Source organism: Pseudactinotalea sp. Z1732, assembly GCF_049724975.1.
In the GTDB taxonomy this organism is placed as follows: domain Bacteria; phylum Actinomycetota; class Actinomycetes; order Actinomycetales; family Beutenbergiaceae; genus CALKWS01.
This window is the reverse complement of sequence record NZ_JBMPQC010000001.1, coordinates 1-24,715: the sequence shown is the minus strand read 5'-3', so window position 1 is coordinate 24,715 and position 24,715 is coordinate 1. Positions and strand designations below refer to the sequence as shown.

21 protein-coding genes and 1 pseudogene are annotated in these 24,715 nt (G+C 71.1%); 17 read left to right on the top strand and 5 right to left on the bottom strand.

Going from position 1 to position 24,715, the window contains the following annotated elements; translation table 11 throughout:
* Positions 1 to 30: 30 nt before the first annotated feature.
* The 5 genes from dacB to ftsH all read left to right on the top strand — a co-directional run bounded on the left by dacB (position 31) and on the right by ftsH (position 6,564).
* The gene (gene dacB, locus ACPL7H_RS00110) at positions 31 to 1,386 is read left to right on the top strand and encodes a D-alanyl-D-alanine carboxypeptidase/D-alanyl-D-alanine endopeptidase (protein WP_424795194.1); all 1,356 of its coding nucleotides are present in this window, start codon (positions 31 to 33) and stop codon (positions 1,384 to 1,386) included.
* A 98-nt stretch (positions 1,387 to 1,484) separates the two neighbouring features.
* Entirely contained in the window at positions 1,485 to 2,582 is a 1,098-nt protein-coding gene (locus ACPL7H_RS00105; protein ID WP_424786714.1) for a zinc-dependent metalloprotease, read from the top strand.
* Between the two features lie 11 nt (positions 2,583 to 2,593).
* The gene (tilS, locus tag ACPL7H_RS00100) at positions 2,594 to 3,802 is read left to right on the top strand and encodes a tRNA lysidine(34) synthetase TilS (RefSeq protein ID WP_424795193.1); all 1,209 of its coding nucleotides are present in this window, start codon (positions 2,594 to 2,596) and stop codon (positions 3,800 to 3,802) included.
* Positions 3,795 to 4,334: a hypoxanthine phosphoribosyltransferase gene (gene hpt / locus ACPL7H_RS00095; RefSeq protein WP_424795774.1), complete on the top strand. Its 540-nt coding sequence runs from the start codon at positions 3,795 to 3,797 to the stop codon at positions 4,332 to 4,334. Before tilS ends, hpt begins: the two co-directional genes overlap by 8 nt.
* Positions 4,335 to 4,524: 190 nt before the next feature.
* Positions 4,525 to 6,564 carry an ATP-dependent zinc metalloprotease FtsH gene (gene ftsH, locus ACPL7H_RS00090; protein ID WP_424786712.1) on the top strand — a complete coding sequence of 680 codons (2,040 nt, stop codon included), beginning with the start codon at positions 4,525 to 4,527 and terminating at the stop codon, positions 6,562 to 6,564.
* A gap of 41 nt (positions 6,565 to 6,605) precedes the next feature.
* On the opposite strand, the gene ACPL7H_RS00085 is transcribed toward ftsH, so the two are convergent.
* Genes ACPL7H_RS00085 through ACPL7H_RS00070 form a run of 4 tightly spaced genes read right to left on the bottom strand, consistent with a single transcriptional unit; the run spans position 6,606 to position 10,732 of the window.
* Positions 6,606 to 7,607 carry a sugar phosphate isomerase/epimerase family protein gene (locus ACPL7H_RS00085; RefSeq protein ID WP_424786711.1) on the bottom strand — a complete coding sequence of 334 codons (1,002 nt, stop codon included), beginning with the start codon at positions 7,605 to 7,607 and terminating at the stop codon, positions 6,606 to 6,608.
* A 43-nt stretch (positions 7,608 to 7,650) separates the two neighbouring features.
* Positions 7,651 to 8,850, bottom strand: coding sequence for a Gfo/Idh/MocA family protein (locus ACPL7H_RS00080; protein ID WP_424786710.1), 1,200 nt, complete (start codon positions 8,848 to 8,850; stop codon positions 7,651 to 7,653).
* A complete protein-coding gene (locus tag ACPL7H_RS00075) occupies positions 8,847 to 10,004 on the bottom strand; it encodes a Gfo/Idh/MocA family protein (RefSeq protein ID WP_424795192.1) in 1,158 nt (385 codons plus the stop codon). The genes ACPL7H_RS00080 and ACPL7H_RS00075 overlap by 4 nt, the downstream gene beginning before the upstream one ends.
* Positions 10,001 to 10,732 (bottom strand): sugar phosphate isomerase/epimerase family protein, encoded by a 732-nt coding sequence (locus ACPL7H_RS00070; protein ID WP_424795191.1) that lies wholly within the window; start codon positions 10,730 to 10,732, stop codon positions 10,001 to 10,003. Before ACPL7H_RS00070 ends, ACPL7H_RS00075 begins: the two co-directional genes overlap by 4 nt.
* Before the next feature lie 238 nt (positions 10,733 to 10,970).
* Between ACPL7H_RS00070 and folE the strand changes: the two genes are divergently transcribed.
* From folE to panC, 8 genes and pseudogenes are all read left to right on the top strand, one after another.
* Positions 10,971 to 11,672: a GTP cyclohydrolase I FolE gene (folE, locus tag ACPL7H_RS00065; protein ID WP_424795190.1), complete on the top strand. Its 702-nt coding sequence runs from the start codon at positions 10,971 to 10,973 to the stop codon at positions 11,670 to 11,672.
* Between the two features lie 135 nt (positions 11,673 to 11,807).
* Positions 11,808 to 12,674, top strand: a complete 867-nt coding sequence (gene folP / locus ACPL7H_RS00060) for a dihydropteroate synthase (protein WP_424786706.1) — start codon at positions 11,808 to 11,810, stop codon at positions 12,672 to 12,674.
* Between the two features lie 29 nt (positions 12,675 to 12,703).
* Positions 12,704 to 14,797, top strand: coding sequence for a 2-amino-4-hydroxy-6-hydroxymethyldihydropteridine diphosphokinase (gene folK, locus ACPL7H_RS00055; RefSeq protein ID WP_424795189.1), 2,094 nt, complete (start codon positions 12,704 to 12,706; stop codon positions 14,795 to 14,797).
* A gap of 8 nt (positions 14,798 to 14,805) precedes the next feature.
* Positions 14,806 to 15,291: a DUF3180 domain-containing protein gene (locus ACPL7H_RS00050; protein ID WP_424786704.1), complete on the top strand. Its 486-nt coding sequence runs from the start codon at positions 14,806 to 14,808 to the stop codon at positions 15,289 to 15,291.
* Positions 15,292 to 15,317: 26 nt separating this feature from the next.
* A complete protein-coding gene (locus ACPL7H_RS00045) occupies positions 15,318 to 15,812 on the top strand; it encodes a PH domain-containing protein (protein WP_424786703.1) in 495 nt (164 codons plus the stop codon).
* A 572-nt stretch (positions 15,813 to 16,384) separates the two neighbouring features.
* The gene (locus ACPL7H_RS00040) at positions 16,385 to 18,067 is read left to right on the top strand and encodes a PH domain-containing protein (protein WP_424786702.1); all 1,683 of its coding nucleotides are present in this window, start codon (positions 16,385 to 16,387) and stop codon (positions 18,065 to 18,067) included.
* A pseudogene (locus ACPL7H_RS00035) lies at positions 18,064 to 18,981 on the top strand (Rossmann-like and DUF2520 domain-containing protein); the annotation flags it as partial. The gene ACPL7H_RS00040 and the pseudogene ACPL7H_RS00035, both read left to right, overlap by 4 nt.
* The gene (gene panC, locus ACPL7H_RS00030) at positions 18,964 to 19,896 is read left to right on the top strand and encodes a pantoate--beta-alanine ligase (protein WP_424795773.1); all 933 of its coding nucleotides are present in this window, start codon (positions 18,964 to 18,966) and stop codon (positions 19,894 to 19,896) included. The pseudogene ACPL7H_RS00035 and the gene panC, both read left to right, overlap by 18 nt.
* Before the next feature lie 63 nt (positions 19,897 to 19,959).
* On the opposite strand, the gene ACPL7H_RS00025 is transcribed toward panC, so the two are convergent.
* Complete coding sequence (locus ACPL7H_RS00025) at positions 19,960 to 21,942, bottom strand: glycoside hydrolase family 35 protein (protein ID WP_424795188.1); 1,983 nt, start codon at positions 21,940 to 21,942, stop codon at positions 19,960 to 19,962.
* A 347-nt stretch (positions 21,943 to 22,289) separates the two neighbouring features.
* Between ACPL7H_RS00025 and lysS the strand changes: the two genes are divergently transcribed.
* The 4 genes from lysS to ACPL7H_RS00005 all read left to right on the top strand — a co-directional run bounded on the left by lysS (position 22,290) and on the right by ACPL7H_RS00005 (position 24,660).
* Positions 22,290 to 23,747 carry a lysine--tRNA ligase gene (gene lysS, locus ACPL7H_RS00020; RefSeq protein ID WP_424795772.1) on the top strand — a complete coding sequence of 486 codons (1,458 nt, stop codon included), beginning with the start codon at positions 22,290 to 22,292 and terminating at the stop codon, positions 23,745 to 23,747.
* The gene (locus ACPL7H_RS00015; RefSeq protein WP_424786700.1) at positions 23,744 to 23,935 is read left to right on the top strand and encodes a hypothetical protein; all 192 of its coding nucleotides are present in this window, start codon (positions 23,744 to 23,746) and stop codon (positions 23,933 to 23,935) included. Before lysS ends, ACPL7H_RS00015 begins: the two co-directional genes overlap by 4 nt.
* Positions 23,936 to 24,035: 100 nt before the next feature.
* Positions 24,036 to 24,356: a histone-like nucleoid-structuring protein Lsr2 gene (locus tag ACPL7H_RS00010; RefSeq protein ID WP_424786699.1), complete on the top strand. Its 321-nt coding sequence runs from the start codon at positions 24,036 to 24,038 to the stop codon at positions 24,354 to 24,356.
* Positions 24,357 to 24,420: 64 nt separating this feature from the next.
* Complete coding sequence (locus tag ACPL7H_RS00005) at positions 24,421 to 24,660, top strand: hypothetical protein (protein ID WP_424795187.1); 240 nt, start codon at positions 24,421 to 24,423, stop codon at positions 24,658 to 24,660.
* The last annotated feature ends 55 nt before the right edge of the window (positions 24,661 to 24,715 follow it).

The window sequence follows — 24,715 nt, the reverse complement described above, 5'->3', positions numbered from 1 at the left end:
CGCCGTCGTCGTCGGCTCTTCCCGCTGCTGGTGGTGCTGGTGCTGCTGGGCGGCTACGTCTACCTGGACATCCGCGACATCGTCCCGGGACTGCTCACCACCGACGAACCCTGGCCGGATGCCGAACCCTTCCCGACCGCCCAGGTGCCGGCTGCGGCGGACCTGGGCGCGGTGGCCCCGGGCCCGGACGATGCCGCTCCTGTTCCGAGCACGGAGTCGTTGGCGTCGCTGACTGCGGCCCTGCTCGATGACGAGCGCGCCGGCCCGGACCCCTCGGTGATGGTGACCGACCTGCTCACCGGGGAGGTGCTGCTCGATGAGAACGCCGGGCAACTGCGCGCGCCGGCCTCGGCGCTGAAGTTGCTCGCCGCCGTGGCGGCCCTGGAGACCATGGGCCCCGAGCACACCTTCCCCACCCGGGTGGTCGATGGCGGAGTGGGCCAGATCGTGCTGGTGGGTGGTGGGGACATCACGTTGGCCGCCGACGAGGGGGCGGCGAGCGGGCCGCTGCGCCGCGGCGGGCTGGGCGACCTGGCCGGGCAGGTGGCCGAGAGCCTGCTGGCCGACGGCACCACGCAGGTGACCCTGAGCCTGGACGACACCCTGTTCACCGGACCGCTGATGGGGCCGAACTGGACCGACGGGGACCGCACCGGCGGCTGGGCGATGCCGATCCGGCCGATCGCGGTGGACCTGGGCCGCCAGCAGGGCACCAACGCCCGCCAGCAGGACCCGGCGATGGCCGCTGCGGAGATGTTCGCCGAGCGGCTGGACGAGCGCGGCGTGGAGGTCACCGAGATCGAACGCGGCTCCTCCCTGGGTGAGACGGTGCTGGGGGAGGTCACCTCGGCGCCCCTGGCGGACCTGGTGGCCTACACCCTGCAGGCCTCGGACAACCCGCTCGCCGAGGTGCTCGGGCGGATGACGGCACACGCGATCGAGGGGGAGACCAGTTTCAGCGGCTCCGGGGCGGCGGTGCTGGAGGTCCTGGAGGGGCTAGGGGTGGACGTCGAGGGCGTCAGCCTGGCGGACACCTCGGGCCTGAGCTCCGATAGCCGGGTGAACGCCCGGGTCCTCACCGAGGCGGTGCAACTGGCCGCGTCCCCGGAGCACCCGCACCTGGCCGACGCGATCCGCGGGATGCCGGTGGGGGCGCTGGAGGGCACGCTACGGGACCGCCTGGGCGGAACGGCTGCGGCCGGGGCGCTCGCGGCCAAGACCGGCACGCTGCCGCAGGTGGTGTCCCTGACCGGGATGGTGCACACCGCCGACGGACGGGTGCTCGCCTTCACCGTGCTGACCGGTGACTTCGAACGCGGCGCGGCCTACCTGGCGCGCCTGACCGTGGACGACTGGGCCTCCCGCATCGCCGACTGCGGGTGTTGAGTGCGCGTTCGTCCCCGTCGCCCACCGGGGCAGGGCACAGTTCTCGTTGCCGGTGGTCCCGAGCGTACCGGGGCATCCGGCGAGCGTAGGCTGGGGTTATGACCGCGCCTGCATCGACCGCCCAGCCCGAGACCGTCTCGTCCGTGGACTGGTCGGCCGCCACCCGCCGGGCCCGGGCCCTGGTGCGCCCCGGCCCCCGCACCGAGCGCGGCGAGGCCTCACTGCTGGTGGAGTCGCTCCGCTCGGCCGGCGCGCGCGCACCCGAACTCGTCGGTGAGGTCACCGGCCTGACCGAGCCGGCGTCCCGGATCGCCGCGGAACCGGTGTACGTGGTGGACCGGGGGCGTTGGATCGGGGCGAATATCGCCACGTTCGCCCACCTCACCGACGGGCTGTTGCCCGAGGCGCCCAACCGTGCCTCGGCGCGCCTGGCCGGAGAGGAACTGGGTGTGGTGCTCCCGCTGCTGGCGAGCCGGGTGCTGGGCCAGTACGACCCGTTCGCCGGCGCCGCCGGTGGCGCTCATGGCGGACGCGGATCGGGGTCCGGCGGGCGGCTGATGCTGGTGGCTCCGAACGTGCTGCACGTGCAGCGGGAGCTGCGACTGGATCCGGGCGACTTCCACCTGTGGGTGGCCCTGCACGAGCAGACCCACGCCCTGCAGTTCGCCGCCGCCCCCTGGCTGCCCGAGCACCTGGCCGGCCTGATGCGTGAGTTGATGGGCTCGATGCTGGCTCAGGAGAGTGCCGCCGACCGGCTGCGCGACTTCATCTCGGCATTGCCGCGGGCGATCGGTTCCGACAGCACCGAACCGGCCGGGGCGCTGCTGGGTTCGGTGATGACCGAGTCCGAGCACGAGATGATGGGCCGCACGGTGGCGGTGATGTCGCTGCTGGAGGGCCATGCCGACGTGGTGATGGACGCCGTGGGCCCCCAGGTGGTGCCCACGGTCAGCCGGATCCGGGCCGCCTTCGACAAGCGCCGCAACTCCCCGGGGTGGGCCGAGGCGATCCTGCGCCGGTTGATGGGGATGGACGCCAAACTCGCCCAGTACCGCAACGGTGCCGCGTTCGTGCGGGCCGTGGTGGACACGGTTGGCCACGAGGGGTTGAACGCGGTGTGGACCGACGCGGCGAACCTGCCGGCCTCCGAGGAGATCTCCGACCCGGACGCCTGGCTGGCCCGGGTGCACGGCTGAGACCACCGGCGATGCCCACCATGCCGCCGGGCACCGCCGCGGTCCGCGGTGCGGTGCGCACACTGCTGCGCCGGCGGCTGGAGGAATCGGCGCTGGTGCCCAGGGACCTGGTCATGGTGGCCTGCTCCGGTGGCGCGGACTCCCTCGCGCTGGCCGCAGCGACCGCCTTCGTGGCCCCGCGCCTCGGTCTGCGCGCGGGGGCGGTGAGCGTGGACCACGGCATGCAGCCCGGCTCGGCACAGGTCAGTGCCACCGCGATCGAGGCGTGCGCCGGCCTGGGCCTGGAACCGGCGCTGGTCTACCGCGCCCGGCCCGACGTCCCGGGCGGGCTGGGTCCGGAGGCCACCGCCCGCGCGCTGCGCTATGAGGCACTGGAACGCGCCGCCCGGGACACCGGCGCCGCGGCGATCTTGCTGGGCCACACCCTGGATGACCAGGCCGAGACGGTGCTGCTGGCCCTGGCCCGCGGCTCGGGCACCCGCTCCCTGGCCGGGATGGACCCGGTGCGCGGGCCGTACCTGCGAGCCCTGCTCGGGGTGCGCCGGGCCCAGACCGAGGCCGCCTGTGCCGAGGCGGGCCTGACGCCGTGGCACGATCCGGCCAACACCGCCGAGGGACCCTGGCGCACCGCCGACGACGCCCCGCTGCCACGCGCGGCGCTGCGGGAGCAGGTGCTGCCGGCCCTGAGCCGGGTGCTCGGGCCGGAGGTCATCGGTGCCCTGGGCCGCACCGCCGACCTGGCCCGGGCCGATGCCGACCTGCTCGATGAACTCGCGCGGGAACTCGGTGCCCGGGCCGAGCAGGCACCGGGCGAGGTGAGCACGACGTCCGCGCCCCGCTCGGCGGCCCGGTCGGGCGGGGTGAGCCCCACGCAGGCCGGGCACTGTCCGGACCGGGCGGGCGTCGTCGTCCTCGCCGTCGCCGTGCTGGCGCAGGGCCCGACGGCGTTGCGCACCCGGGTGCTGCGCGCGGCCGCGGTGCGAGCCGGCAGCCCCGCCGGATCGCTGAACGCCGCGCATGTGCAAGCCGTGGATGCGTTGCTGACGCACTGGCGCGGCCAGGGCCCGATCCACCTACCCGGTGGCGTCCGTGCGGTTCGCCGGTGTGGGAACCTAGAGTTGGGCCCAGCAGGACCGCTGCGGACCGATGGGCATGAGCGGTCCCGGCCGGACCGAGCCGACGAATCAGGAGGACCGCGTGGACGCCAGCACGATGGGTGAGGATCTGGAGAAGATCCTGCTCACCGAGGAGCAGTTGCACACCCGTCTGGATGAGATGGCGGCCGAGATCGATCGCGACTACGCCGGCCGCGAGGTGTTGCTGGTCGGGGTGCTCAAGGGCGCCGTGATGGTGATGGCCGACCTGTCCCGGCGCCTGAACGCCGACGCCCGGATGGACTGGATGGCCATCTCCTCCTACGGCTCGGGCACCAAGTCCTCCGGGGTGGTGCGGATCCTGAAGGACCTGGACACCGATCTGCACGGTAAGCACGTGCTGGTGGTCGAGGACATCGTCGACTCCGGGCTCACGCTGTCCTGGATGCTGGCGAACCTGCGCTCCCGTGGGCCGGCCTCGGTGGAGGTGGCGGCGATGCTGCGCAAGCCGGCCGCGTCCAAGGTCGATGTGGACGTGCGGTACGTGGGCTTCGACGTGCCCGATGAGTTCGTGGTCGGGTACGGCCTGGATTACGCCGAGAGGTACCGGCACCTGCCCTTCGTGGGAACCCTGGCCCCGCACGTCTACGACACGTGAGCCGCGCCACCGGTCGCTGGCGTCCGGACCACCGAGCGGAGCACCCGGTTCCGACCGCGGTGTGGTCTCGGACACAATCGGGGCCCCGCTGTGACGCCATGGGCGAACACGCGCCGCTTCGCCCCGGTGCGTCGGATAGCGTCATGCTGCGAACACTGCGAGCAGGAGGGACGGGGCGCACCCCCCGGAGATGAACGTCAAGAAACTCTTCCGAGGTCCATTCATCTGGATCCTCATCGCCCTGTCCATGCTCTGGCTCAGTATCCGCATCTTCTCCGCTCCGGGCGTGGAGGAGATCGACACCTCCACCGGCCTGGAGCTGCTCGCCGGCGACACCGTGGAACAGGTGCAGATCACCGACGGGCAACAGCGGGTGAACCTGGTCCTGTCCGAGGACTACGAGGTGGACGGGGAGAGCAAGGGCACCGACCTGGAGTTCTACTACACCGAGCCCCAGGGCGAGGCCGTGATCGAGGCGATCGTGGCCGCCGAGCCCGAGGGCGGGTACAACTCGGTGGTGCCGCAGACCCCGTGGTGGACCACGTTCCTCATGACGTTCCTGACCATCGCGCTGCTGATCGGGGTGTTCTGGTTCATCCTCTCCCGCATGCAGGGCGGCGGGTCGCGGATGATGAACTTCGGCAAGTCCAAGGCCAAGCAGGTCACCAAGGAGACCCCGAAGGTGCGGTTCTCCGACGTGGCCGGAGCCGATGAGGCCGTGGAGGAGATGGAGGAGATCAAGGACTTCCTCGCCGACCCGGCCAAGTTCCAGGCGGTGGGCGCCAAGATCCCCAAGGGCGTGCTGCTGTACGGGCCGCCCGGGACGGGTAAGACACTGTTGGCCCGGGCGGTGGCCGGTGAGGCCGAAGTGCCCTTCTACACCATCTCCGGCTCGGACTTCGTGGAGATGTTCGTGGGCGTGGGAGCCTCGCGGGTGCGGGACCTGTTCGAGCAGGCCAAGGCGAACGCTCCGGCGATCATCTTCGTGGACGAGATCGACGCCGTGGGTCGCCAGCGCGGCGCCGGCCTTGGTGGCGGGCACGACGAGCGCGAGCAGACCCTGAACCAGATGCTGGTGGAGATGGACGGCTTCGACGCCAACGCCAACGTCATCATGATCGCCGCGACCAACCGGCCCGACATCCTGGACCCGGCCCTGCTGCGCCCGGGCCGGTTCGACCGGCAGATCACCGTGGAAGCACCGGACCTCAAGGGTCGCGAGGCGATCCTGGCGGTGCATTCCCAGGGCAAGCCGATGGCCCCGGACGTGGACCTGCACATGGTGGCCAAGCGCACCCCCGGATTCACCGGCGCCGACCTGGCGAACGTGTTGAACGAGGCCGCGTTGCTGACCGCCCGCACCCACGGCACCACGATCACCAACAAGGCCCTGGACGAGGCCATCGACCGGGTGATCGCCGGCCCGCAGAAGCACAGCCGGGTGATGAACGAGCAGGAGCGCAAACTCACCGCCTACCACGAGGGCGGACACGCGCTGGTGGCAGCGGCGCTGCGTTACACCGACCCGGTCACCAAGGTGACCATCCTGCCGCGCGGGCGGGCCCTGGGGTACACGATGGTGATGCCCGCCGAGGACAAGTACTCCACCACCCGCAACGAACTGCTCGACCAACTCGCCTACGCCATGGGTGGGAGGGTGGCCGAGGAGATCGTCTTCCACGACCCCACCACCGGCGCCTCCAACGACATCGAGAAGGCCACCGCCACCGCACGGCGGATGGTCAAGGAGTTCGGGATGAGCGAACGGGTCGGGGCGATCAAACTGGGCTCGGCCTCCGGCGAGGTGTTCCTCGGCCGGGACATGGGCCACGAGCGGGAGTACTCCGAGGACGTGGCCGGCCGGGTCGACGCCGAGGTGCGCCGGCTGATCGAGTCTGCCCATGACGAGGCCTGGGAGATCCTGACCGGGTACCGCCACGTGCTCGACGAACTCGCGCTGGAACTGCTGGAGCGGGAGACCCTGAACCAGCAGGAACTCGCGGAGATCTTCGCCGCCGTGACCAAGCGCGACCCGCGCCCGGTGTGGCTGTCCAGTCAGCAGCGCACCATCAGCGACAAACCGCCGGTGCGCTCCTCCCGGGAGATCGCCGGAGGCGAGGGCCAGGAACTGCCCCAGGACCAGGCCGCCGCCGCCGGGGGCGAGACGGCGAACCCGCCCACCGGCACCGCGCCCGCACCGGACCCGGAGCCACCGGCCCCCGGGCAGTAGCCCCGCTGTCGGGGTGGCGCGTGGCGGGTGGCGCGGCCCGGTCAGTCCTGGCTGAAGGCGGCGTCGAAGGACTGGGTGGACGGTTCGAAGTCGAACTTCTTCAGCGCTGCCAGTGACTCCGGGGCACCCACCAGCCGGTCCATCCCCGCGTCCTCCCACTCCACCGAGATCGGCCCGTCGTATCCGATCGCGGTCAGCGCCCGGAACGCCTGCTCCCACGGCACGTCTCCCCGCCCGGCGGAGACGAAGTCCCAGCCGCGCCGCCCATCGCCCCAGGGCAGGTGCGAGGACAGGATCCCGGCCCGGCCGTTGCCCATCCGCATCTTGGTGTCCTTGCAGTCCACGTGGTAGATGCGATCAGCGAAGTCGTAGATGAAGTCGACGACGTCGATGCCCTGCCACATCATGTGCGAGGGGTCCCAGTTCAGCCCGAACGCCTCCCGGTGCCCGATCGCCTCCAGGGTCTTCACCGTGGAGTGGTAGTCATAGGCGATCTCGCTGGGGTGCACCTCGTGGGCGAACCGCACGCCCTCGGAGTCGAAGACGTCCAGGATCGGGTTCCATCGCTCGGCGAAGTCGGCGTAGCCCGCCTCGATCTTCTCGGCCGGTACCGGGGGGAACATCGCCACGTACTGCCAGATCGAGGATCCGGTGAAGCCCACCACGGTGTCCACTCCCAGCCGCCGAGCCAGGCGGGCGGTGTGCTTCATCTCCTCGGCCGCGCGCTGGCGCACCCCCTCGGGGTCCCCATCGCCCCACACCCTGGCACCCACGATGGCCTGGTGCCGGAAGTCGATCGGGTCATCACACACCGCCTGACCCTTGAGGTGGTTCGAGATCGTCCACAGTCTCAGCCCGTGCCGCTCCAGGATGCCCAACCGATCGGCGATGTAGTCGTCGTCGTCCCAGCGCCAGGCATCCAGGTGCTCCCCGGACACCGCGATCTCCAGGCCGTCATAGCCCCACCCGGCGGCGAGTTCGGCCACCTCCTCCAGGGTCAGGTCGGCCCACTGGCCGGTGAACAGGGTGAACGGGCGTGCCATGGTGACTCCTTCGTGGGTGGTGGGACAGGTCAGGATCGACGGGTCAGGCCGACCCCAGTGTGATGGTGGCCGAGGCGTTCCGGGCGGACTCCTGGGCGGCGGCCAACACCCGTTGGGTGGCCAGGCCGTCGGCGAACGACGGCGTGGGCGGGGTCCCCGAGTCCAGTGCGGAGAGGAAGTCGCGCACCTGGTGCACGAAGGTGTGCTGCCACCCGATCACGTGCCCCGGTGGCCACCACGCGGACAGGTAGGGGTGGTCCTCCTCGGTGATCAGGACGCGGGCGAACCCGTGCGAGGCGGCGTCGGTGCCGCGCAGCACCTGCAATTCGTTCAACCGCTCCAGGTCGAAACAGATCGCACCCTCGGTGCCGTAGATCTCCAGGGTGAGGGCGTTCTTGCGGCCCAGCGCCACCCGGGAGACCTCCACGCCGGCTACCGCCCGCTCGGCCACGGCCCCACCGGACAGGCCCAGGGTCAGCCAGGCGCCGTCGTCGACCGTCACGTCCTCGGGCCCGGCGGGCCCCGGGCGCTGCGGTACGAACGTCTGCAGCCGGGCCGACACGTCGGTGGCGGTGGAACCGGTCAGGAAGCCGACCAGGTCCACGGTGTGGCTGGCGATGTCGCCGAGGGCGCCCGATCCGGCGGTCTCGGCCCGCAGTCGCCAGGTCATCGGTGCCTGAGCGTCGGCCAGCCAGTCCTGCAGGTAGGCCCCGCGGATCTGGCGGACCTGTCCGATGACGCCCTGCGCGATCAGGTTCCGGGCATGCGCCAGCGCCGGCACCCGGCGGTAGTTGAACCCGACCATGGAGAACGCCCCGCGCCCGGTGGCCTCGGTCGCGGCCGCGGCCATCGCCTCGGCCTCGGTGAGGGTGTTGGCCAGGGGCTTTTCCACCATGACGTGCTTGCCCGCGGCCAGGGCGGCCAGGGCGATCTCGGCGTGCGTCTCCCCCGGTGTGCAGATGTCGACGATGTCGATGTCATCCCGGGCGATCACGTCACGCCAGTCGGTGGCGGACTCGGCCCACCCGTAGGTGGCGGCGGCCTCGGCCACCTGGCCGGCATCGCGTCCCACCAGCACCTGGCGCGAGGTCGCCGGGACGTCGAAGTGGGCGCTCACCTCTCGCCAGGCGGCCGAGTGGGCCTTGCCCATGAACGCGTAGCCGATGCAGGCCACGCCCAGGGGCCCGGTGCCTGGGCTGCCGGTGCTGCCTGGGCTGCCGGTGCCCGTGGCTGCGTCGCTCATGCTGCCCCCAGGGTCGGTCGGGCCGGATCGAAGCCGTCGTCCAGGACCGGCACGTCCGGTGCCCGGGAGCCTATCGAGACGAACGAGGTGGTGCGGGCCGAGGAGGTGATCGACGCCATCACCTCCAGCACGTGCAGGGCCAGATCGCCGCTGGCCCGATGGCCGGTGCCGCTGCGGATCGCCCGGGCCATCTCCAGCACGCCCAGGCCCCGTCCGTGCGCGGGGCCGGTGGAGTCGATGGCCTCCCACTCATCGGAGCCGGTGCGCCACAGCCGGATCTGCCCGTCGAACTGGTTCGGGTCCGGTAGCGCGATGGTGGCCTCGCTGCCGGCGATCTCGACGAACCCGGTGCGCGGGGCCGGGGAGTCGAAACTGAACACCGCCTGGGCGCTGGCGCCGGAGGCGAATCCGATGAGCGCGCCGGTATGGGTGTCGGCGGTGACCTCGAAGGTCTGCCCGGCATTGGGGCCGGACCCGATGACGCGCTCGGTGCGCGCGGTGGAGGCCAGTGCCGCCACGGTGGCCACCGAGCCGAAGATCTGGATCAGGGTGGTCAGATAGTAGGGCCCGATGTCGAACAAGGGGCCGGCGCCCTCCCCGAACAGGAACGCCGGGTTGGGGTGCCACAGGTCCGGGCCGGGGTTCTGCATCAACGCCAGCGCCGTGAGCGGGGTGCCGATGTCGCCACGCTCGATGATCCGGCGCGCGGTCTGCAGGCCGGTGCCCAGGACGGTGTCGGGTGCGCAGCCCACCCGGAGTCCGGCCGCGGCGGCCTGGTCCAGCAGTGACTTCCCGGCGTCCACGTCCAGGGCGAGCGGCTTCTCGTTCCACACGTGCTTGCCGGCGGCGATTGCGGCCTGGCCCACCGCCACGTGCGCAGCCGGGGTGGTCAGGTTCACCACGATCTCCACCTCGGGGTGGTTCAGGACCGCCTCGACGTCGCCGTGGGTGGGGATCGCGTACTCCTCGGCCCTGTCCGCAGCGGCTCGGGCGTTCTGGTCGGCGATCGCGTGCACCTGCAGGTCGGGGAAGGAGGTCATGGTCCGCAGGTAGGCGCCGGAGATCACCCCGGCCCCGATCACCCCGACCCCCACCGGTCCCGAACCCTGCGCGGACAGTGCCGCCCCGGCTGCTCCGGCTGTCGCAGCGCTCACTTGGCGATCCCTTCCAGGTAGCGCAGGGACTGCTCCACGGCGGTGAACATGTCGCCGCGGTGGTCATCGAGTTCCACCACGCCCAGTTTCAGGTGCTCGGCCGCCGCCAGAATGTCCGGTACCGGCATCGAGCCCTCGCCCAGCGCCATCTGATCGGCGGCGTCACTGGTGATCGGGCCGTCCTTCAGGTGCAGGTACTGCACCCGCGGTCCCAGGGTGCCGATCAGGGCTACCGGGTCCACCCCGGCAACTGCGGCCCAGTAGGTGTCGATCTCCAGGACCACCTCCGGGTCGAGTCGGTCGGCGAAGTACTCGATCGCGGTGCGGCCATCGATCTGCGCGAACTCCCACCAGTGGTTGTGGTAGCCGATCTTCAGACCGTGCTCGGCGGCGGCACTCGCGGCCTGGTTCAGGGCGGCGGCGATCGCCTCCACGCCTGCGGCGCTGGTCCACTCCGACTCCGGAGTGGCCGGCAGAATCACGGTGCCGATGCCCAGTTGTGTGGCGGCGGCGAAGATCCCGGCCTGGTTCTCCCCGAGCAGCGGCGCGTGCGTGGTGGGGGCGCTGAGCCCGTGCGTACGCAGCGCTGCTCCCAGTGCCTCGGTCTCGGGCACGATCCGGTACGGCTCCACCTGGGTGTACCCGAACTCGGCCACCCGCTTCAGGGTGCCGTCCAGGTCTTCGTCGAGGTGGTTGCGCAGGGTGTAGAGCTGGAGGGAGTGGGACACGGGGAGTGCTCCTAGGTCGATGCGGAGGGTCGCAACCACCCTATGGGCACTTATGTCTACCAACAAGCAAAAGTAGGCACGCGATGGTGCATCCGGCCGGTTCGGATCGCGCACTGCGCCCGGTGGCGGCAAGCGCGCCGTAAGGTGGCGGCCGGCGCGCACTAAGGTGGCGGTGCCGCCGCAATAGGCTGGCGCGAGGACTCCCTCACCGCCGGTTCCCGCACAGGAGGTGCCTGCCATGGCAGACCACGACGCCGCGCCCGCGCAGGACCCTGCGCCCGGGCGGAGCCCCCACCCGGGCAGGGCCGACGGCGACGGCGACCGCCCGCGGGGCGCGGAAGCCGGGCGGGTGGTCGGGGACCGCCGGAGAGTGCGGCCCTACGACGCCGCCGGGGTGGCTCGGGCCGTGCGGGACCTGCTCCTCGCCGTCGGGGAGGACCCCGACCGCGAGGGCCTGCGGGAGACGCCCGAGCGGGTGGCCCGTTCCCTGGCCGAGTCCTTCTCGGGTCTGCACCAGGACCCTGCCGAGGTGGTGCAGACCTTCTTCGACATCGAGCACCAGGAGATGGTGCTGGTGCGCGACATCGAGGTGTACTCCATGTGCGAGCACCACCTGCTGCCCTTCCACGGGGTGGCGCACGTGGGCTACATCCCGGACGCCCACGGCCGGGTCACGGGGTTGAGCAAACTGGCCCGTCTGGTCGATGTCTATGCCAAACGCCCCCAGGTGCAGGAGCGACTGACCACCGAGGTCGCCGACGCGTTGGTGCACCTGCTGGGTGCCCGCGGGGTGATCGTGGTGGTCGAGGCCGAGCACCTGTGCATGTCGATGCGTGGAGTGCGCAAGCCCGGTTCGCGGACCGTCACCTCCGCGGTGCGGGGCATGATGCGCCAGGGTCCCACCCGGGCCGAGGCGATGAGCCTGATCAACCGGCACTGAGCCTGATCAACCCGCACTGCGCCTGACGAACCGGGACCGGGTCTGGTCCACAGGCCGAGCCGGCGACTGTTCCCGTCGAAGATCCCGCCGCACCATCCTGCGCCGACAGTGCGCCCGGCGTCATACCCTGGAGTCGTGAGCACACGCACGCAGGTGATGGGCATCGTCAACGTCACCCCTGACTCCTTCAGTGACGGAGGCCAGTGGTTCGAACGTGACGTGGCGATCGCCCATGGTCGCCACCTGCTGGCCCAGGGCGCCGACATCCTGGACATCGGTGGGGAGTCCACCCGCCCGGGAGCCTCCCGGGTGGGTGTGCAAGAGGAACTGGACCGGGTGCTCCCGGTGATCGAGGGACTGCTCGGGCACGCTCCGGTGCTCAGTGTGGACACGATGCGCGCACAGGTTGCCAGCGTCGCCGTGCAGGCGGGCGCCGGCATCATCAATGACGTCTCCGGGGGCCGCGCCGATCCGGACATGGCCGCGGTCGCCGCTGAGAGCGACGCCCGGTTCATCCTGTCCCACTGGCGCGGACACTCCGACGTGATGGCCTCCTTGACGAAGTACGACGACGTGGTCGAGGACGTGCGGGCGGAACTGTCCGCCCAGGTCCAGGCGGTGGTCGATGCCGGGGTGTCCGAGGAGCGGATCATCATCGACCCCGGCTTGGGTTTTGCCAAGGACGCCGAGGCGAACTGGATCCTGCTGGCGAACCTGCACCGCTTGCAGGACCTCGGATTCCCGGTGCTGGTGGGGGCTTCGCGCAAACGCTTCATCGGGGAGTTGCTGGCCCGGCACGGCGCCGAGTCCCTGCCCACCTTCCGGGACCGTGCCAGCGCGGCGATATCTGCCCTGGTGGCCCGGTCCGGCGCCTGGGCGGTCCGGGTGCACGACGTGCCGATCTCGGTCGATGCGGTCCGCGTGGCACAGGAGTTCCGGACCGCGACCCGGGGTCTGGACCAGCAGGCCCTGGCGCTGACACCGGATGTCGCGCAGGGATAATCGGAACAGGACGGGCCACAATGGCGGCTATGACAGCGAACGCGCACCGACCCGAGGCGGATGTGATCCGGCTGGTCGGACTAGGTGGAGTGGGCCGGCACGGGGTCCTGCCGGAGGAGCGCCGGGACGGCCAGACCTTCCTGGTGGACCTGGACATCCACGTCGATACCTCAGACGCTGCGGCAGGTGACGACCTCGGTGCGACCGTGGACTACGCCGCGGTGGCAACCGAGGTGGTCGCTCTCATCGAGGGCGAACCGGTGAACCTGCTGGAGACCCTGGCCGCCCGGATCGCCGATGCGGTGCTGGCGCACGCGCGGGTGCTGGCGGTGGACGTCACCGTGCACAAGCCCGATGCGCCCCTGGGCCTGTTGTTCTCCGATGTGCAGGTGCGGATCAGCCGCGCGGCGGACCGTGCCGGCGGTTCGGCACCGAGCCGTGCCGAATCCGCGGCCGCGAGCGGGGCCGCGGCGGTGCCGGGTCCGGTGCTCGAGGCGTCTCCGTACACGCCCAACGAGGGAGTGCCGGCTCCCTCCCCGGCCGAGGCGGAGGAGGACGGCAGCGACGCGCTGGACCGCGAACCCGATGATGAGGTCGCGGTGGTCCTGGGCCTGGGCGGCAACGTCGGCGATGTACGGTCGACGCTGCGGGGGGTGGTCGACGATCTGCGCGGCGCACCCGGCCTGACGGTGCAGGAGGTCTCTCCGCTGGCACGTACTGCCGCGGTGACCGCCGCCGATGCGGTCGCCCAGCCGGACTACCTCAACGCCGTCGTGCTGGCCACGACCACCATGTCACCGAACCGGCTGCTGGAACTGGCTCAGTCGCTGGAGGACAGTTACGGTCGCGTCCGCACCCACCGTTGGGGTCAGCGCACCGTGGATATCGACATTATCGATTATCAGGGTGTGTCCTCCACCGCCGAACACCTGCAATTGCCGCACCCGCGTGCGAACGAGCGGGCCTTCGTGCTGGTGCCCTGGGCGCAGGCCGATGCCGATGCGTTCCTTCCCGGCCTCGGTGGCGGGCCGGTGGCGATGCTGGCCGAAACCGCTCCGGACCGCGGTGGGGTGCGATGGCTCGCGCTGGACTGGCTCGAACGTACCGGGAGCGGCACCGATTCGGCCAGCTTCGTGATCTCGGAGAGTGCCGCCCCCGCACCGGTGGGCCGCGAGGTGGGTGGCTCGGAGCAGGGTGGCTCGGAGCAGGGTGTCCCCGCGCGGGGTGAGGAGGCACCGCCGAGTGTGCCTCCACAACAGGACGACGACGCGCCGGCGCCGCAGGAGTCCGAACCCGGGCAGCAGGCCGAGCAGGCAGCGCCCTCGGTGGTGCCCCCGGAGGCGCCCGGGGTGTGGCAGGCTCCCGCTGCCGCCGAGTCCGGTGCGCTCCCGGTGGCTCCCGATGGCTCCGAGGTCTCCGTGGCCGGGCAACCGGACGAGGCGCCTGACGGGGCCGACGACCTCGACCCGGCGCCGACGGCCGATCCGGCCCCGGCTGATCCCGCGCAGCCCGATGCCGGCCAGCCAGCCGGTGTCGCGTCGGTCGCGGAGTCCGGCGGCGCCCGGCCCGGGGGTGAGGTTTCGCCGGCACGTGAGTCCGGCGTCGAGGGGGAGCCCGCAGGAGTGCCGGACCCCGAGCCCCAGGTTTGGGCGCAGGCTTCCGGCGAGCAGTCCTCGTCGCCCAATGTCGGCCAGGAGGAGGTCGAGCCGGCCTCGGTCCCGACGCCGGATCGCGTCCCGTCCGAATCAGCCGAGCCGGGGCCGGCCGAACCCGAGCCAGAGCCCGAGCCGGCTGAGCCCGAGTCCGAGCCCGAGGCGACCGATCCCGCGCAAGAGCCTGCGGCGACCGCACCGGAGCCGGAGCCCGAGCCGGCTGAGCCCGAGCCCGAGCCGGCCGAGCCAGAGCCCGAGCCGGCCGAGCCAGAGCCCGAGCCGGCTGAGCCCGAGCCCGCGCAGGCCGAGACGCAACCTGCTGAGCCAGATCCCGCCGAGCCCGCACCGGCGGCTGCGGACACACCTGCACCGTGGCCCCCGCGCGGCACCGAGACGCCCTCCCCCGAGCAGACCCCCAAGCCGTTCGCGCCGCGCTGGCAGCCCGTCCAGCGCCGTGACGAGGAGTCCTGACCACATCGATGCAGCGCCTTCGATGGCAGACCCTGGTCACCGTCTTCGTGGTGGCGGCGGCCCTGAGCATGATGGTTCTGCGGTGGTGGACCTCGCGCGGGAACAATCCCGTCCCGGTCGTGCTGCTGCAGGTGCTCCTGGTGCTGGTGCTGGCGGCCGTGGTGCTCCTGCTCGGCCTGCGGATCCGCCGGCACGTCCGTGCGGGCGAGCCGCTGGACCCGACCGACGCGGTCCGTACATTGGTGTTGGGCCAGGCCGCGGCGATCACCGGAGCCGCCCACCTGGGCTACTTCACCGGCCAACTGGTTCTGGCGCTACCGCGGCTGCAGGCCCCGGAGCCGCGCGCGCAGGCCTTGCTGGCGGGAAGCGCGATGATCGCCTCGGGCGTCATGATCGCGGCCGGGCTGATCGCCGAGTGGTGTTGCCGCGTGCCGCCCGACGATGACCCCGACGAGCCGAGACCACCGGGCCCGGTGGAGCCACATTTGTCCTGAGGCGATGATCCGACACAATGGCCACCATGAGCATTGAGTCGACCCCGGCGTTCGACGTCGCCGGCGTGGAGTGGCACCGGGTCTCACCCCGCCTGATCCCGGTGCGCATGATCAGCGCCGCGGTGTTCCTGGGCCTGCCGACCGTGGCTTCGGTCGGGCCCGCCTGGTACGTCGGCGGCTGGATGTGGCTGGTCCCGGCAGTCCTGGCTCTGCTCACCGTGTGGGTGCTCTGGCTCATTCCCCGCCAGGTCAAGGCGATCGGGTACGCCGAGCAGGAGGAGGACCTGTTGATCCGCAAGGGCGTGATGTTCAAGACCCTGACGATGGTGCCCTACGGCCGGATGCAGTACGTGGACGTCAGCGCCGGCCCGATCGCACGGCGGATGAAGATCGCCCAGGTCCAGTTGCACACCGCCTCCGCGGGCACCGACGCCTCGATCCCCGGGCTGCCGCAGGATGAGGCCGGGCGCTTGCGTGACCAGCTCAGCGCTCGCGGTGAGGCGAGGTTGGCCGGCCTGTGAGCACCTCGCCTCCCCCTCCGGGCGGGCACAACCCGTTCGCGCCACCGCCGCGCCGGCGACACAGTTCCGAGGACGATCAGCCGGCCGGCCAGGCTGCGGACGGCCCGTATGGGCCCCAGGTGCCGCAGGGTCAGCCGCCGCCCCGGGGCCCCCAGGGTGCGTCGCCGCAGGCACCCTATGGTCCACCTTCGCCGGTGCCCCCGGGTGCGCCCCCCTCGCAGGCCGGTCCGAAGTCACCGCCCCCCGCGCCACCGGCAGTACCGCCGGCGCCTGGCCGGTACGGCCCTCCACCGGGCCTGGCCGGACCGCAGGCTTCCTTCCCCGGCGAACCTGCTCAGCCCGGACCTGCCGACCCGGGACCGACCGGACCCCAGGCTTCCTACCCCGGCCAACCCGCTCAGCCCGGGCCCGCCGACCCGGGACCGGCGGCAACGGAACAGCGTGCCGGGGAGGGACCCGGCACCGGATCGCGCCTACCCGGTCAGCCGGTCGCCCCGCCCCCCGACGCCGGGCGGGCCCAGGCCGACGGCACCGATGCCGAATGGCGCCGGTTGCACCGCATCACCCCACTGTTGAACGCGTGGAAGGTCGGTGTGGTGATCTTCGCGATCGCCGTGTACAACTCCCAGGAGTTCATGTCCGACCTTCGTGAACGCTTCGCGGCGGCGGCGATCCTCGGCGCCCTGGTGGCCCTGCTGGTGGTCGGTTTCGTGCTCGGCTTGGGTCTGGGGTACCTGGCCTGGCGCCGCACCCAGTACGGGGTGAGCAGGGAGAGTCTCTTCCTGCACAAGGGCGTACTCTTCCGTCAGCAGCGGCACGTGCGCCTGGACCGGGTCCAGGCCGTGGAGGTCACCCAGCCGCTGCTGGCCCGCCTCTTCGGGTTCGCCTCGGTCAAGGTCGAATCAGCCGGTGGTGCCGGTTCCAACCTGATGATCGCGTTCCTGAGCGAACCCGATGCGCAGAATCTGCGCAACGAACTCCTGGCACGCTCCGCCGGCGTGAAACTGGGCAGCTCCGGCAGTGCCGATGCCACCGGTTCCGCGGGCGCGCACGGGTCACCGGTCGCCCCTGCGGCACCGGAGCGGGAGATCGCCGAGATCACCCCGGGGCGCCTGATCGGCTCGTTGGCCCTCAGTTTCTCGATCGCTCTGATCGTGCTCGCGATCCTCGGCCTGGTGGCCGCCTCCATCGCCGTGGGCAACGCCAGCATCGTCCTCGGTGCACTGGCCCCGATGCTGGGTGCGGCGACCTACTTCTGGGGCCGCTTCGCCGGGGAGTTCAACTTCCGGGCAGCGGTGTCACCCGACGGGATCCGGCTGCGGCACGGGCTGCTGGAGACCAAGTCCCGCACGGTGCCGCCGGGCCGGGTGCAGGCGGTGCGGATCTCCCAGCCCCCGCTGTGGCGGATCAAGGACTGGTGGCGGATGCAGGTCAACATCGCCGGCTACGGCGCGGAGGAAGTGACCGGCACCGTGCTGTACCCGGCGGCCACCCGTGCCGAGGTCGCCTACATGCTCTCCCTGGTGCTGCCCGACCTGGGCGATGAGCGTCCCCTGCCCGTTCTGCACGCCGGAATGGACGGGATCGGTGACGTCGAGGGGTTCACCACCAGTCCGCGGCGTGCCCGGTGGGTGGATCCACTGACCTGGCGCCGAACCGGCTTCCGCGTCACCGGGACCGCGATCCTGATGCGGACCGGCCGTTGGTGGCGCTACCTCAGCGTGGTGCCACATGAACGCACGCAGTCCATCGGCCTGACCCAGGGGCCGATCGAGCGGAAGATGGGCCTGGCCACCTTCGTGGTGCACTCCACCCCGGGGCCGGTCACCCCCCAGGTCCACCATCTGGACCTGCAGGTGGCCCGGGAACTTCTGGTCAACCAGGCCGAGCGGTCCCGCCGCGCGCGCCGCGAGGCCGGGCCCGAGCGGTGGATGAGTACGCCGGGAACTGCTGCGGCACAGGCACCGGCACCGGCTCCGGCGGAGGTGAACCGGGGGGCGTACGCCGGCGTGCTGCCCAGCAGGCCCCGCCCACCCTCGGTGCCGCACGATGAGCCGGCCGGAGCCCAGCCCCCGCCGCCGGCGCCGGCCCAGCCGTGGACGGCAGCCCAACCGAGGGCGGCAGCCCCGCCACCCTCGGCGCCGCCGGGGCCACCGGGGCCGATCCCCCCGGCAATGGGACAGCCACCCTCGCAGCAGACTCCACCCGGGCTGGCTCCCACCCGACCCGACGCACGTGGGGACCACCCGGCGTGAACGATCGGCCGGGCCGGCTCGGCGTCGGAGTCGTCGGCGCCGGTCGAGTGGGGGCAGTCCTGGGCAGCGCGCTCCGGGCGGCCGGGCACGCCGTGGTGGGGCTGAGCGCCTCCTCCACCGCCAGCCGCGACCGGGCCGAGGCGATGCTGCCGGGCGTGCCCGTGCTGGGCGTGGAGGAGGTGGTCGAGCGCAGCGAACTGGTGCTGCTGACGGTGCCCGATGATGTGCTCGCCGACCTGGTCTCCGGCCTGGCCACCCTGGAGCGGTTCGTGCCCGGTCAACTCCTCGTGCACACCGCCGGGCGCTACGGCACAGACGTGCTGGCCCCGGCGATGCAGCGCGGCGCGATCCCGCTGGCAATCCACCCGGCGATGACCTTCACCGGCACCTCCATGGACCTGAGCCGCCTGGTGGGCGCCCCGTTCGCGGTGACCGCCCCCGGGCCGGTACTGCCGATCGCGCAGGCTCTGGTGGTGGAGATGGGCGGTGAACCGGTGGCGCTGCCCGAGACCTCCCGTGCCTTGTACCACGCGGCGCTGGCGCACGGGGCGAACCATCTGGTCACCCTGACCGCGCAAGCCATCCGGGTGCTCGGAGCAGCCGGGATCGAGGACGGCGGAGCGATGCTGCGTCCCCTGCTCTCCGCGGCCCTGGATGGCGCGCTGCGGGCCGGGGACGGCGCCCTGACCGGCCCGGTGGCGCGTGGTGATGGCGGCACCGTCGCTGAGCACCTGGAGACCCTGGCCCGCCTGGATGCCGAGGGCACCTCGGCCGACGTGCTGCCCACCTACCGCACCCTGGCCCGCGCGACCACCCAACGCGCTCTTGCGGCCGGCCGGATCCGCACCGACCAGGCCCAGGCCCTCATGGACGTCCTGGCCGGCACCAGCCCGAGTGTGGCAGGCCCGGGTGAGCCCGCCCCGGGGCAGACGACGACGGCCCGGGCGGCTGCGTCGTCGTCCGGTCCGCTGCTGGTGCACTCGGTGACGGACCTGCGCACCCACCTGGACGCCCTGGGACCGGATGTGCGCCGGGCGGCGGTGTTCACCATGGGTGCCCTGCACGCCGGACACCTGTCCCTGATCCGCACCGCACGTGATCTGGCCGATCACGTCATCGTCACCATCTTCATCAACCCGCTGCAGTTCGACCGAGCCGAGGATCTGGCGACGTACCCGAGCACCCTGGACGCGGACCTGGAGCGACTGCGCGAGCTGGGCGGGGTGGACCTGGTGTTCGCTCCGGCCGTGGAGGAGATGTATCCCGGCGGCGTGCCGCAGGTGCGGGTGCAGGCCGGAGAGATGGGCGAGCGGCTCGAGGGCGCCTCCCGACCCGGGCACTTCGACGGCATGCTCACCGTGGTGCACAAACTGATGTCGCTGACCCGCGCCGACGTCACGGTGTTCGGGCGCAAGGACGCCCAGCAACTGGCCCTGGTGCGCCAGATGGTCCGCGACCTGGACCTGGACGTGCAGGTGGTGGCCGGCGACACCGTGCGCGAGAACGACGGGCTGGCGTTGTCCAGCCGCAACGTCAACCTCAGCCCGGCCGAGCGGGCCGAGGCGCTCCGCCTGTCCGGCGCCCTGCGGGCCGCGCACCGTGCCGCCGAGCAGGGCGCTCCGGCCGGCGAGGTGCTCAGCGCCGCTGAGCAGGTGCTGGCGGAGGCGGCCCCGGACGTGGTGGACCTGGACTACCTGGAACTGGTGGACCCGGTCACGATGCGTCCGCACCGGAGGGGAGCCGGGGCCGCACTGCTGGTGGTCGCGGCCAGGGTGGGCCGTACCCGGTTGATCGACAACACCGAGATCGTCCTGCGGCCGCGGTCCTGAACCACACGGCTCGGGCCGGAGCGCCCGCGGGCCCATCCGAGGCTGATGGGACCGGGGCGGAGGTCAGCTCGCCGTCTCGAGGACCTCGCCCAGGATCATCGAGTCGGCGAAGGGCAGATGAGTTCCGGCTCTGGTGAACTCCAGGACCACCACCTCATTAGTGCCTTCGCGCCACAACGGTGCCGGGGCGTACAGGGACTGCTGCGGCCCGGCCGCGCTCCAGTACCGACCCAGGTTGAACCCGTTGAGGAACACGTAGCCATGGCCCCAGCCGGACATGTCCAGATGGGCGTCGCAGCCCGGGGTGTCCACCTCGACCGGCACGCGGTGGAACGCCGGCTGCGCTTCTGTCGCGGGGCTTGAGGCGGTGGCGGATGAACCGTCGGCGGACGCATCGGTCCAGTCCAGGTCGGGCAGTTCGGTCAGGTCCAGGGCACTGTGGTCCCAGCCGAACAGGTGCTGGAAGTCCACCAGGACCGGCCCCAGACCCTTGGCGTCGGGTAGGAATCGTCCGAAGTTCACCCGGCCCAGGGAATGCACGAGCACCTCCAGGCTCCGCTGCCGGGGCGCTGTGTGGGCGGCCGGCTCGGATTCCGCCGCGGACCCGGTACCGCTCTGGGAACCGGCTCCGGCCACAGCACCGGTTCCGGTCGCAGAGCCGGCCCCGCTCTCGATCCCGGGCGAGTCGCCCTCCGCCGGGGCGGCAGCCAGGGCGAAGGGTGCGGTCTGGTAGGCCGGGTCGGGGGCGGCCAGGCCCGCCCGGCGCAGCCGGGCCACGTGCTCGCCGTCGATCGACACCGCGGCCAGGTCCGCGAGCTCGGGCACGTGCAGGTACTCGGCCGAGTTCGGCCATGCCGCGGTGGTGCGGTACCGCACCACCCCGTGGTGCAGTCCCAGTTCCTCCATCGATGCCGGCGTGGCGCGGTGCGTCAGGGGTTGGGCATCCAGTACCCCCTCCAGCGGAAGGCGCTGGGAGACGGCCGCCGGTGGGGGCACCATGACCGGAATCGTCGGTGGCGCCGGTGGCGGTGCGATACCGGTGTGCGCGGTGATGACGTCCCGGAAGGCGGCGAACTTCTCGGTGAGGGAGCCGTCCTCAGCGATCGGGGCGTCGTAGTCGTAGCTGGTGATCGTGGGGGAGTAGTCCGGCCCGTTCTCATCGGGGTAGGAGTTCGCTCCGGCCCACACCCCGAAGGAGGTGCCGCCGTGGGCCATGTAGAAGTTCACCGAGGCCCCGGCGGTGAGCATCGCGCGCAACTCGGCCGCAGCGTGAGCGGCGTCGCGCACGTGGTGGGGCGCGCCCCAGTGGTCGAACCAGCCGTTCCAGAACTCCATGCACATGTTCGCGCTACCGGGCCGGAACTGCTGTAGGGCGGCGAAGGCCTGTGCCTGCCGCGACCCGAAGTTGACCGTCGGCCAACAGTCCGCCAGCGTGCCGCCGGCCAGGTGCAGGGCGCTGGGGCCATCGGAGGTGAACAGCAGCACGTCGATGCCGCGACGGGCGAGTCCGTCGCGCAGGTGCTGCAGGTAGGTCCCGTCGTTGCCGTAACTGCCGTACTCGTTCTCCACCTGCACCCCGACCACCCGGCCGCCACGGGAGACCTGCCGGGTGGCCACCACCGGTATCAGCGCGTCGAACCAGGCATCCACCGCGGCCAGGAACCCCGGGTGCGCGGTGCGCAGATTGGCCCGGGTGGCCGCGTCGGTGAGCAGCCAGGACGGCAGCCCGCCCATGTCCCACTCGGCGCAGATGTAGGGCCCGGGGCGTACCAGGATGCCGAGATCGGCGTCCGCGGCGAGATCCAGGAAGCGGCCCAGGTCCCGGTTGCCGGAGAAGTCCGCCTCAGCACCGGCGCGGGGCTGGTGGAAGTTCCACGGCACGTAGGTCTCCACCGTGTTGCAGCCCATCGCCGCGATCCGGGCCAATCGATCCGCCCACAGGGCAGCCGGCACTCGTGCGTAGTGCAGGGCGCCGGAGATGATCTGGTGCGGTGCGCCGTCCCGGGTCAGATGACCTCCGCCGTCGGCACGGATCTCGCTGAGCATGGTCCTCCCTGGACGCGACTGAGACGATATCCGGCGAGCCTACCGGCCGGTGCCCGGCGTCCTTCCCGCCAGGGCGGCCATGCCGCTGCCCGGCCCCCGGGAGTGGCCCTGCCTATGCCCGGGGCGTGCGCGCCTCGCGCCGCTGGCCGCGCGCCTGTGTCCGGGAGCGTGCCGACTGTGCCCCCGTACCAGCCCTGCCTCTGCTACCCGGCCGGGGGTGATCCGGCCCCGCAGCGACTAGGATCGACGGTGTGAATGAGAGCGTCAGTCCTGTCCGGGCCCGCGATTCGGCCACCCCCGACCAGACCACCGGTGCGGCTGCCGGTGAGGCCGACCTGCCCGAACAGATGCAGGTGCGTCGGGCCAAGCGGGAGCAACTGCTGGCCGACGGCGTCGAGCCCTACCCGGTGACCTTGCCGGTCACCACCACCATCGCCCGGATCCGCGCCGCCTACGAGCACCTGGAGGCCGGGGAGGAGACCGACGACGAGGTGGGCGTTGCCGGTCGCGTGATGTACCTGCGCAACACCGGCCGGCTCTGCTTCGCCCAACTGCAGGACGGGCAGGGCCGGCGACTGCAGGTGATGCTCTCCGAGGGAGCGGTCGGCAAGGCGGCCCTGGAGGAGTTCAAGGCACGGGTGGATCTGGGGGACCACCTGTTCGCCAGCGGCCGGGTGATCGCCTCCCGGCGAGGCGAGCTCTCCGTTTTCGCCGACTCCTACCAGATCGCCAGCAAGGCGTTGCGCCCGCTGCCCACCCTGCACAAGGACTCCTCCGAGGAGGCCCGGGTACGCCGGCGGTACGTGGATCTGATCACCCGCCCGGCAGCCCGGGACATGGTGCGACAGCGCGCCCGGGTGGTGCGCTCGCTGCGCGATGAGTTCCACCAGCGTGGCTACCTGGAGATCGAGACCCCGATGCTGCAGACCCAGCACGGTGGAGCAACCGCACGACCCTTCATGACGCATATGAATGCGTTCGATATCGATCTGTACCTGCGAATCGCCCCGGAACTGTTCCTCAAGCGCGCCGTGGTGGGTGGAATCGAGAAAGTCTTCGAGATCAATCGCAACTTCCGCAATGAAGGGGCCGATTCTTCCCACTCCCCGGAATTCTCGATGCTGGAGGCCTATGAGTCCTACGGCGACTACAACACGATGGCGGACCTTACCCGGCGGCTGGTGCAACGGGCCGCGAAGGAAACCTTCGATAGCACGCTGGTCACTCTGGCCGACGGTACCGAGTACGAACTCGGTGGGGAATGGGACAGCATTGAGTTGTATCCATCGTTGGCTGCCGCAGCCGGAGTGGAAATCACCCCGCAAACCCCATTGGCGGAGTTATTGAGGATCGCCGGTGCTGCCGGGCTGGAACTGGACGAGAGCCACATCACTCCCGGTAAGGCTGCAGAGGAACTCTGGGAGCATTTCGTCGGCGATGACCTTTACGCGCCCACGTTCGTGCGGGATTTCCCAGTGGACACCTCGCCGCTGACCCGTGCGCACCGGGAGATCCCAGGTGTGGTGGAGAAGTGGGACCTGTACGTGCGCGGGGTGGAACTGGCCACCGCCTACTCGGAACTGGTCGACCCGGTGATCCAGCGGGAGCGGCTGGAAGCGCAGGCAGAACTGGCAGCGCGCGGCGATTTCGAGGCGATGCCCCTGGATGAGGAGTTCCTGGAGGCGATGGAACACGGAATGCCACCCGCAGGTGGAATGGGCATGGGAATCGACCGTCTCCTGATGGCCCTGACCGGCCGCGGTATGCGCGAAACTATTACATTTCCGTTGGTGAAGCCGCGATGACCGACTGGTGGCTTGTCTCGGCGGCGATCGTTCCCTCGATCGTATTGGCGGTGTTGTTCATCGTCGTGTTGCGTGCCATCGTCAGCAGCGACCGAAGAGAGCGTGAAGCAATCGAGCGTGGCGATGAGGCGGGTCATGACCATGTGAGTCGAATCCCCATCGATATCGAGCGTGAGGACAAGTCCTAGAGAACTGGTATCTTGTGACATCAGCACCACAGGAGTGTCACGCTTGAGCCCGGCACATTCAATTCGTATCGGTGCAGTACCAGAATAGATTGGAAAGCCCATGGCCCAGAAGGTCAAAGTCCTCCTGATCGACGATATCGACGGCACCGACGCAGCAGAAACCATCAGTTTCGGACTGGACGGTGTTCAGTACGAGATCGACCTCAATGAAACCAACGCCGCCAGGTTGCGGGATGATCTGGCCGCCTGGGTCGGTCACGCCCGTCGATCGGGTGGGCGCCGGAAGACCGGTCGTTCCGGGTCGTCCCGCAGCAGTGATGCCTCCAAGATCCGGGACTGGGCCCGGGAGAACGGATTCGAGGTCTCCGACCGTGGCCGCGTTCCGGCCGAGGTGAAGGAAGCGTACGAGCGGGCCCACTGAACCCCGCACCGACACCGGGCGGGTAGCGCCCACCAGCCATGGCATTCACGTTAACGTGGGTGCCATGACTGTTTACCGGCAAATCTGGGTAGGCACGGACGCCAACGAGGGTCCCGACCCTGAGGGCATCTGGCGGATCCAGCGACCCGGCCCGGCGGGGGATTGGGATGGCGTCGATGTGGTGCGCACGATCGCTGCGTCCCGTGCCACCTACCTCACCCTGCACCCGTCCGCGGACCGCCTCTACGCCGTCTCGGAGCAGGACCTGAGTTCGGTCACGGCGTCGCGATCTGTGACGGTGTAACTCGCTGACCTGCGCCGATGGGTCCGCGGGACGCCGATCTGTGGCACTAATTGGT

What these genes read in the sequence shown, in the direction of transcription:
- folK (WP_424795189.1), top strand. Translation starts at nt 12,704, where the DNA reads ATGACAGCGAACGCGCACCGACCCGAGGCGGATGTGATCCGGCTGGTC.
- hpt (WP_424795774.1), top strand. Translation starts at nt 3,795, where the DNA reads ATGGGTGAGGATCTGGAGAAGATCCTGCTCACCGAGGAGCAGTTGCAC.
- ftsH (WP_424786712.1), top strand. Translation starts at nt 4,525, where the DNA reads ATGAACGTCAAGAAACTCTTCCGAGGTCCATTCATCTGGATCCTCATC.
- ACPL7H_RS00105 (WP_424786714.1), top strand. Translation starts at nt 1,485, where the DNA reads ATGACCGCGCCTGCATCGACCGCCCAGCCCGAGACCGTCTCGTCCGTG.
- folE (WP_424795190.1), top strand. Translation starts at nt 10,971, where the DNA reads ATGGCAGACCACGACGCCGCGCCCGCGCAGGACCCTGCGCCCGGGCGG.
- tilS (WP_424795193.1), top strand. Translation starts at nt 2,594, where the DNA reads ATGCCCACCATGCCGCCGGGCACCGCCGCGGTCCGCGGTGCGGTGCGC.
- ACPL7H_RS00085 (WP_424786711.1), bottom strand. Translation starts at nt 7,607, where the DNA reads ATGGCACGCCCGTTCACCCTGTTCACCGGCCAGTGGGCCGACCTGACC.
- ACPL7H_RS00005 (WP_424795187.1), top strand. Translation starts at nt 24,421, where the DNA reads ATGACTGTTTACCGGCAAATCTGGGTAGGCACGGACGCCAACGAGGGT.
- ACPL7H_RS00045 (WP_424786703.1), top strand. Translation starts at nt 15,318, where the DNA reads ATGAGCATTGAGTCGACCCCGGCGTTCGACGTCGCCGGCGTGGAGTGG.
- ACPL7H_RS00025 (WP_424795188.1), bottom strand. Translation starts at nt 21,942, where the DNA reads ATGCTCAGCGAGATCCGTGCCGACGGCGGAGGTCATCTGACCCGGGAC.
- ACPL7H_RS00015 (WP_424786700.1), top strand. Translation starts at nt 23,744, where the DNA reads ATGACCGACTGGTGGCTTGTCTCGGCGGCGATCGTTCCCTCGATCGTA.
- ACPL7H_RS00080 (WP_424786710.1), bottom strand. Translation starts at nt 8,850, where the DNA reads ATGAGCGACGCAGCCACGGGCACCGGCAGCCCAGGCAGCACCGGCAGC.
- lysS (WP_424795772.1), top strand. Translation starts at nt 22,290, where the DNA reads ATGCAGGTGCGTCGGGCCAAGCGGGAGCAACTGCTGGCCGACGGCGTC.
- ACPL7H_RS00010 (WP_424786699.1), top strand. Translation starts at nt 24,036, where the DNA reads ATGGCCCAGAAGGTCAAAGTCCTCCTGATCGACGATATCGACGGCACC.
- ACPL7H_RS00050 (WP_424786704.1), top strand. Translation starts at nt 14,806, where the DNA reads ATGCAGCGCCTTCGATGGCAGACCCTGGTCACCGTCTTCGTGGTGGCG.